The sequence below is a fragment of the Marseilla massiliensis genome (assembly GCF_016899855.1).
Classification (GTDB): Bacteria; Bacteroidota; Bacteroidia; order Bacteroidales; family Bacteroidaceae; genus Prevotella.
Genome location: NZ_JACJJG010000125.1, coordinates 1 through 7,151 on the forward strand (window position 1 = coordinate 1; position 7,151 = coordinate 7,151).

The following is a 7,151-nucleotide window of genomic DNA, read 5'->3' on the forward strand; positions in this document are numbered from 1 at the left end:
TCATATTTGCCTGAACGGAAGGTATAGTTAATCAGGTTGACTTCATATTGTAAGCCATCATCCTCGCCTGAATCCATAATCTTCTCGAACATTATTTTCTTGAGGTCTGCCATGTTGGTGATGTTGAGAAGCGAGAAATTGTCGGTTATTATCGCTTTCCTTAGTAGGTTCCTGTCCTTTATGAAGTCGAGCAGTATCCTGTTCCTTCTTGTTTTCTTCCCGTTGTCATGCTCGATTATTCCAAAGCGGCAGTTGAAGCCTTCGTATCCGTCGAAATTGTAGTATAACATAGTCGTTCTGTTTTTAATGGTTAAACTTGAAATTGGTAAAACGAAAAAAGGCAGAACACTCCACTTTTCTTTTATTGTTCAGTGAAATGCCCCGCCCTTTGATTAGTGGTAGGTAATAAATATCAGACAGCAATCATCAAGCTGCCCGAAACGTTTGAAGTCCTCTCGTATGGTGAGTAGTCAAGCTCTGGATGGTCTGCCTTGAATTTATTGGCGTTGAACGATAGCCTTGTAGTCGGCAGTTTTCTTGTCAACCTCATTGTTCCTGTATCCCATGTCCTGACTCCCATGCTTTCCATATCCTCCAAGATTTCTGACTTCAGGATTTTCAGTTTTTCCTCCGTCTCGTTCTTTGTTTGGATTAGCTGTCTGATGTAGTTCTCCTGTTCCCTGTACTTTTCGGGGATGGAATAAGGGTTTATGAACTGCTCTCCTCTCAAGTCTGTATCAAGAAGCTCCTTGCAGATGTCACTTGGTATCCTTTCCACCGGCATGATATTTCTTATGTGGTCGAATGTTCCGTCCTGCTTTGCCTTGTTACGGATATGGAGTATGAACAGATTACCGACCTTTGCATCCTTGTTTTGTAACTCTAAGAAATAGGCGTAGATTGATAGCTGCCACCTTGCCTTTTCCAACTTATCCGGTGTCATTGTTCCGTAAGTCTTGATGTCACCCAACGAAAAAGTATCATCCGAGCTTCTGTAAACCTTGTCTATGTTACTTGCCCAGTTCTCCCCATCAGTGACAGTGTATTCAGACCTTTCATGAACGAGGTTGTTTTCTTGGCACAAACTGATATAATCCTGAACTTCCTGTGTCCCGTCGTTTATCCAAGAGCTGTCGAATGTTTCAATTGACTCATGAACTTCCGTACCGTACCTTGCTGCCTCTTGTAACATACCTTCAGGTACATTGTCGAACTCATCAGGGAACAGTTGCCTTTGTAGCATTCCCGTAATTCCAGATAGCTGTTTATCTCCCCGCCAATATTCGTGACGCTCCTTGTTGAAAAGTACGTCGCTGTCTTTCAATTCAATTCTTGTCGTTTTCATTGTTATTGATTTTAGTTGTTGTTTTACTTGATTTTTCATTATTCATTATTCATTTTTAATTAAAATCTTATGCTGCCTTGAGTTGATTTTTCCTTTCAGTGAACAGAGCCTTTATTTCAACGTTGCCCTCCACCTCGTTCCTGTGTTGGTTGTAGAGTGAAAGAAGCGAGGCGTTGTCATTACAGGAAGATATTGCGGCCTTTATCCCTAAATACTTGTCAGTTGATTGTTGAGTTGTAGTGGTCGTATGTGAAGGAGTAGTAATCTTTGTCCTTCTTGTTGTTTGTTTCTTTTGCAAATTGTTCTCCGCCACAAGGTTCTCTTCATTTGACAAATCTTCCCCGGCATAGACATAAAGTCCCAGTCCGAACATGGCCAAGTTTTTAACCAAGCACCTCATTATCGCCTTGTTTATATCGAACATAGTCGCAGCTTGTACCGTCTTTTCTACGTAGGTTTTCTTATAGCTGTCATAAACTTGGTAGGTGTATGGTTGTTCCTTCATAGCCTTGTTCTTTGCATCCATCACAGGCAGCCACATCTCGTAAGTTTGCCCATCCGCAGTAACCTCAGTATAAACCATGATTCCTATGTTCGGGTCGTTGAAATATGGCAGGTTTGTTGCAGGGTCTTTTATTATCCTGTATTCGGCGTTTGGATAGGCTCTTTTGAATTCTGCCCAAGCATTTGCCCAAGATAAATAGTTCAATTTGTCGTTCTCACGTCTTTCAAGTTTATCCGAAAGGTCGAGTGAATAAAGGGCGTCGAACATTGCCTTCCTTCTATCTTCTTCCGTTGCGTCCTTTGGTAGTATCGGTCTTTCAAATTTTGTTTTTGTCATAATTGTTTTGCTTTAAAGTTGTGAATAATAATGTTGTTGAATTAAGTCGAACCAAACAAAAAAGGAGGGACACACGTTTTTTATTTAATTGATTGTGTATCTCTCCTTGTAAGTCAGTTGATGAACCAGGAATAACCCTCTGTGTCATCCCCATTTATCGCCTTCTGAATTCCTATCGCAAAGTCGGTGCAGTTTTGGTTCCTCTCAAGCCACTTGTCGATATAGCTTTGTTTGACGGCCTCATTCCCGAGTTGCATAAGGTTCCAGCAGGTGAAGTCCTCTCCGCTTGTTATTCCGAAGTCAGGATTGGTTACGTAGTTCCTTACCATTGCATTGACCGCTGTATCTCCAACAATAAGCTGAGGTAGTTTTCTCTGTTCGTTTATTGGCAATGCTTGGTATAACCTCATTCTACCTATGATTTTACAAAACAGCTCTTCGGATATTGGTGCCGCCCTCAATCCTTCAAGGCTGTGTAAGGTATCATCCATCCCAGGCTCGAAACTACCGAACAACTCGAACGTCTTTTGCATTATATCCGCCTCGGTCAAACATTCAATAGTCCCCGAATAACCGTCACAGGTCAGCATCAGGTTTGAGCATACCCTTACTTGCCAGCCGACGAACACCTTGAACTTCATCGCCGACTTCCTGCTGTATAACTTGTCCTCGTTATATGCCCTCACTCCTCCTACACAAAGATGTACTGTCTGCCCGTTAATGGTTCTTGTAAGGTTAAGTACGTGACAGCAGAAAGCCATTCGTTGGTAGAATACGGTCTTCTCTTTTTCCGTAAGCTCGTATGCTTTCTTGTGCTGGGCAGATGGAATACGGCCAATAATCGGATGTGAAACCCTTAACTCGACCGGCGTAAGCTCACCGAACACATTGCCTGCAACCTTTGTAACAGCTGATATGAAGTTCTGGTGCGATATTGTAAGGCTGTTATCAGAGAACGTAGGTATAATGTTCTTTTCTGTCAGTTCTTCAAGCGATATTTCTTGTGTATTACTCTCGATGAAGTTGGGATACCTTTTACCTTTTGCTCCATCGTCATTTGTTATAACCTCACCCTCGAATGGCATGGTTATCGTCTGTTGGTTGTTGTTTGTCTTCATTTTACTTGTGTTTTTGATTGTTGTTTACCCGATGTTGAAGAAATAAAGAACCGGACTTTTTGGCATTTTGATTGTTGTCGCCTTGTTGTCCGGTCGATTTGCAGCACTCTTGTTTATAGGTATTATGCTGCATTTCGTTGTAGTCTTGTCTTTCTTTGTCTTTTCCATGTTTCCAAAGATTTTAAACGATGAAAAACTAAGGAGGCTCTCGCGATTCAATAAGTTTCACGATTACCCCCTGTAATTTCTTTATTCCCTTCAAAAGCGTTGTTATTCCTTCGAAGAGATTAATCAGAACGTCGAGGTCTTTTTCCTTAAGCACTCTCAACGCTGTTTGTCCCGGCTACCGAGTCAGATACTGTGGTAGCCTTTTTGTTTTTACACTTGCCAATGAGATTTCTGCTCAAGTCAATGGCCTCGATTAAAGTCACGGTCACTACTAATGCTTTGTAACCTGTCCTTAATATTCTTCTGATTTCCATGATTTTGTTGTTTAAAATGATTGTTAATAATGTTGTTTCTAATACACAATTAAGGCTTTTAAGGTTTCTCAGGCGGAAGAAATCAAGAAAAGTGAAAAGGTGAAATGAAGGTGAGAGAGTGAGAGGGTGAGAAGGTGAGAACTGAAAGTAATTGTAGATAAAGTGAGGAACAATGTTATTTTATAAGGTAATAAAAGTGGTGCTCATGGATATTTGTCAACGTAGTTCCTCTAGTGATACAATGGATAACACTTTTCTTAACTGAGATAATCCCTTTATATAAGAAACTTGGTATTTTCAGTGAGAATTTTTGTTATTTTCAATTATTCACTAGCAACACCCTAGGTAGAAAGTATCCACAAGCAACACAACAAATGATGGAGAAAAAATAAAAAAGCCGAAACACCATGCTCTTCACACAATGTCCCGACCTCCGCTTTAGGTTCACCATATTTCCACAAAGATGCACTCAAGGCAAATAGTTTCCGTACAGATCGTCACCAAGGCCTTAAACTGACAACCTTTTCTTAGCTGCCTTTTCCACTGATTCTTCATCGTGGTGCCTCTTGCCTGATTGTTGTCCGACCTATGGATTCATATTTTTCTCTTTCCAAAGACCGAACGATAATCCGAACCAGCCGTTTTCTCTGACTGTCGGATAAGGGTGATATTTGTCGTATCGTAATCCCTCATTATTAAGGCTTTGGATGCTTTTCGTACTAACACATTCTAAAAGACGGCGAATCGCATTGCAAAACACAGTATATTGGGCAATGAGACATGGCATATTGCAAGCTAAAACATGGCCTTTCGTGAAACGTGTAATTACTGCCTGAATATCAACAAGTTATCGACACATGCCCTCCAAAGCCATAAAACGCGCCTGACAGACCTTCAATGCCTAACTTGTGAAAAGGATGAAGGTTGAACATCGGGCGGTATAATATGTCATTCAAAGCAATAAAACGCACTTCCCAGACCCTCAAAACCTAACTTGTGGATAAGAGGTTGAACATGGAACGGCGTAATAGGTCATCGAAAGGCTACAAAACGCTCCTGTCAAACCTCCAAACTCTAACTAATGTATGAAGACAATTTTAATCTGTAAAGATAATGTTGATATTAAATTTAGCAAAAACATTTTCCGATGAAGTACAGTATTCGGAAAGCCGTCAGGAAGGTGTTGCTCCTGATGTAAACGTAAACAAAGCAAACACTGTGATAGTTCCTGACAAGTTCAAAAAGGATATTGAAGCCTTGGAGAATTATACGGGCAGGAAACTTGAAAGCGGACTCTGCATTAGGGTTGACTTGTCTGAATTGTTGACAGTTATACCAAGGGAGAGAAAGAGGACCGATGCCTATAATACCCTTGTTCAATACTTGAAGGACGAATTCGGAATAGACTTAATCATAAACTCTAAAAAACAGAAAGGAGGCAGTTATGAAAAGTGAAGAAATAAGGAACGGTGTAAGAATCCGTAAACATTTCGCTACATCGACTAAAATATCTGAAGACGGTCTGTTTGTTGAAAAGGAATTTATAGACAAGCAGGATGGTAACAAACTGAAGACCTACAACCCGAAAATCAAAGTGGACGAAGAAGGCCTCAGATACATAGATAACAAGAATTTAGGAAGGGTCTATATTCAAGACTTGGTTGCGGATTGTTTCTGTGCCCCTAAGCCAAATGACGGGAATTATTATGTTTTGGTTCACAAGGATGGCAACTTACAGAATGACCACTATAAAAACCTTGAATGGAGGCTTGCAACTTCGGCCTATCCACAAACTACGGCTACAACAGCGGGTAAGGTAAAGTTGACTGATGGCCTTGAAGTAAGAAGTAACGGAACGATATACCAGAACGGAAAGGAATTGGAGGTAGGTACTGCAATCGGTGACAGGGATATTGATATGATTGTTCCTATCGAGCCTTTTGTTGAGTATGAGAGGAAAAACAGTTGGGGCAGGTACGAGAGGGTAAGGATTTGCGTTGACGAGTTGATGGAAGAGGCTGGTTATGTGAACGGAAACAAAAAACAATTCGAGCATCCAGTTATACTTCACAGGGACAACGACTGGCTGAACTTCGACTCCGACAACCTTGAATGGACGGACTATAACGACCCGAGATACAAGGAATATTATAACAGGACGGTTGACGAGAAGAACAGACTAGGACGTGAATGGAACGGAGAGGAAAAATGGAGTTATATGGAGAAAGACCAACGATTCAGGCACATATAAAGCCCTCGGAAATTTGAATAAGGTAATTATATAAGGATTTGATATTTGGTTTGATTTGTTTTTTGACGGGATAACATTGTAAAACACAGGAAAATAGATGTTGACATTGATTATTCCCCGACACTCTTTTTGACAGGATAAGGCTTGGTTGTTCTCTTTCAATCACTGTAATCAATATGGTGGTTTTAAGGACTGCTGAACCTTATCCTTTAGCTACAGAAATAACCAACAATAAAACAGAAAATAAAAATAGAAATAACCATTAAAAACGAAACAGCGATGAAAAAATATAACGACAAAGTAAAAAGGATAATAATGAACAACGGCAACAGTATGGAAGTAAAGTACAAGTCGGAATTGTTGGAGCAGATTAGGCAGGATTTCGAGATAATGGAGAATGAATCTTCCGACATTGACCCCGGATTTTTCACAGAGGATGATGTCTGGTCGCTTTATGAGTTCCTTTTAATGAGGCACAAGGACGATTGGTACGTGATTGACGATATGGAGGATGACGAAGACGGGGAAGAAGAATACCATGAAACCGAAGACTCCTATTATGAAGAGAAAGAGGAGTATTATTATAAAGAGGAACGTACCGATGATGAAGAAGATGACGATGAGTAAAATGATTTGTAAATATGAAGGAGCTGTTTAATATAAGTCCACATTCTATCGGTGACGGGTTTACCATGGACTTGAAGACAGGTGTTGTTGATGTCCCCGATGAAAATGGCGGTTATATTATCTCTACTTCAATGGGTGCAGGAAAGACGGAATCGATAAAGAGCCTGATAAGACATAAATACGACAGTGGTATTCTTTATTGTGTCGATACCAAGGAAGAACTCAGGAAAATGTACCGCTGGATTATGGAGGAGCTGGTTAAAGACGATAACTGCGGCCTGGAATATGATGACGTTATGATTGTTTCGAGCGACAGTGAATTCCAATGCCAGCTTTCTTTATACAGGGACAATCCGGAAATGCTGGTGTACAAGAAGGTCATATTGATTACCCATGTGAGATTTTGGACCGACTTGATTAACTATTTCCTTATTTATAGCCCTGACAAGAATGAAGAGGTAAGACCATTCGACGGTGATTTTGCAAA

At 40.5% G+C, this 7,151-nt stretch carries 8 protein-coding genes and 2 pseudogenes; 4 read left to right on the forward strand and 6 right to left on the reverse strand.

Features of this window, described 5'->3' with window-relative positions; translation table 11 throughout:
• From H6A34_RS12920 to H6A34_RS12945, 6 genes and pseudogenes are all read right to left on the reverse strand, one after another.
• Positions 1–290, reverse strand: a pseudogene (locus H6A34_RS12920) (hypothetical protein); the annotation flags it as partial.
• Positions 291–412: 122 nt separating this feature from the next.
• On the reverse strand, positions 413–1,345 hold the full coding sequence (locus H6A34_RS12925) for a hypothetical protein (protein ID WP_205105852.1): 933 nt from the start codon (positions 1,343–1,345) through the stop codon (positions 413–415).
• 67 nt (positions 1,346–1,412) lie between these two features.
• A complete protein-coding gene (locus H6A34_RS12930) occupies positions 1,413–2,186 on the reverse strand; it encodes a Sak single strand annealing protein (RefSeq protein ID WP_205105853.1) in 774 nt (257 codons plus the stop codon).
• 113 nt (positions 2,187–2,299) lie between these two features.
• A complete protein-coding gene (locus tag H6A34_RS12935) occupies positions 2,300–3,304 on the reverse strand; it encodes a DUF3871 family protein (RefSeq protein WP_205105854.1) in 1,005 nt (334 codons plus the stop codon).
• 24 nt (positions 3,305–3,328) lie between these two features.
• Complete coding sequence (locus H6A34_RS12940) at positions 3,329–3,472, reverse strand: hypothetical protein (protein ID WP_205105855.1); 144 nt, start codon at positions 3,470–3,472, stop codon at positions 3,329–3,331.
• Between the two features lie 146 nt (positions 3,473–3,618).
• Positions 3,619–3,786: a hypothetical protein gene (locus H6A34_RS12945; RefSeq protein ID WP_205105856.1), complete on the reverse strand. Its 168-nt coding sequence runs from the start codon at positions 3,784–3,786 to the stop codon at positions 3,619–3,621.
• 1,113 nt (positions 3,787–4,899) lie between these two features.
• Here H6A34_RS12945 and H6A34_RS12950 point away from each other — a divergent pair.
• The 4 genes and pseudogenes from H6A34_RS12950 to H6A34_RS12965 all read left to right on the forward strand — a co-directional run.
• Entirely contained in the window at positions 4,900–5,241 is a 342-nt protein-coding gene (locus H6A34_RS12950; RefSeq protein WP_205105857.1) for a hypothetical protein, read from the forward strand.
• Positions 5,231–6,037 carry a hypothetical protein gene (locus H6A34_RS12955; RefSeq protein WP_205105858.1) on the forward strand — a complete coding sequence of 269 codons (807 nt, stop codon included), beginning with the start codon at positions 5,231–5,233 and terminating at the stop codon, positions 6,035–6,037. The genes H6A34_RS12950 and H6A34_RS12955 overlap by 11 nt, the downstream gene beginning before the upstream one ends.
• 279 nt (positions 6,038–6,316) lie before the next feature.
• Positions 6,317–6,664, forward strand: coding sequence for a hypothetical protein (locus tag H6A34_RS12960; RefSeq protein ID WP_205105859.1), 348 nt, complete (start codon positions 6,317–6,319; stop codon positions 6,662–6,664).
• A gap of 14 nt (positions 6,665–6,678) precedes the next feature.
• Positions 6,679–7,151: pseudogene (locus H6A34_RS12965) on the forward strand (hypothetical protein); the annotation flags it as partial.

Bases quoted from the DNA above. Each gene is read 5' to 3' on its own strand.
- H6A34_RS12950 (WP_205105857.1), top strand. From the start codon at position 4,900: ATGTTGATATTAAATTTAGCAAAAACATTTTCCGATGAAGTACAGTAT.
- H6A34_RS12960 (WP_205105859.1), top strand. From the start codon at position 6,317: ATGAAAAAATATAACGACAAAGTAAAAAGGATAATAATGAACAACGGC.
- H6A34_RS12935 (WP_205105854.1), bottom strand. From the start codon at position 3,304: ATGAAGACAAACAACAACCAACAGACGATAACCATGCCATTCGAGGGT.
- H6A34_RS12955 (WP_205105858.1), top strand. From the start codon at position 5,231: ATGAAAAGTGAAGAAATAAGGAACGGTGTAAGAATCCGTAAACATTTC.
- H6A34_RS12945 (WP_205105856.1), bottom strand. From the start codon at position 3,786: ATGGAAATCAGAAGAATATTAAGGACAGGTTACAAAGCATTAGTAGTG.
- H6A34_RS12940 (WP_205105855.1), bottom strand. From the start codon at position 3,472: ATGGAAAAGACAAAGAAAGACAAGACTACAACGAAATGCAGCATAATA.
- H6A34_RS12925 (WP_205105852.1), bottom strand. From the start codon at position 1,345: ATGAAAACGACAAGAATTGAATTGAAAGACAGCGACGTACTTTTCAAC.
- H6A34_RS12930 (WP_205105853.1), bottom strand. From the start codon at position 2,186: ATGACAAAAACAAAATTTGAAAGACCGATACTACCAAAGGACGCAACG.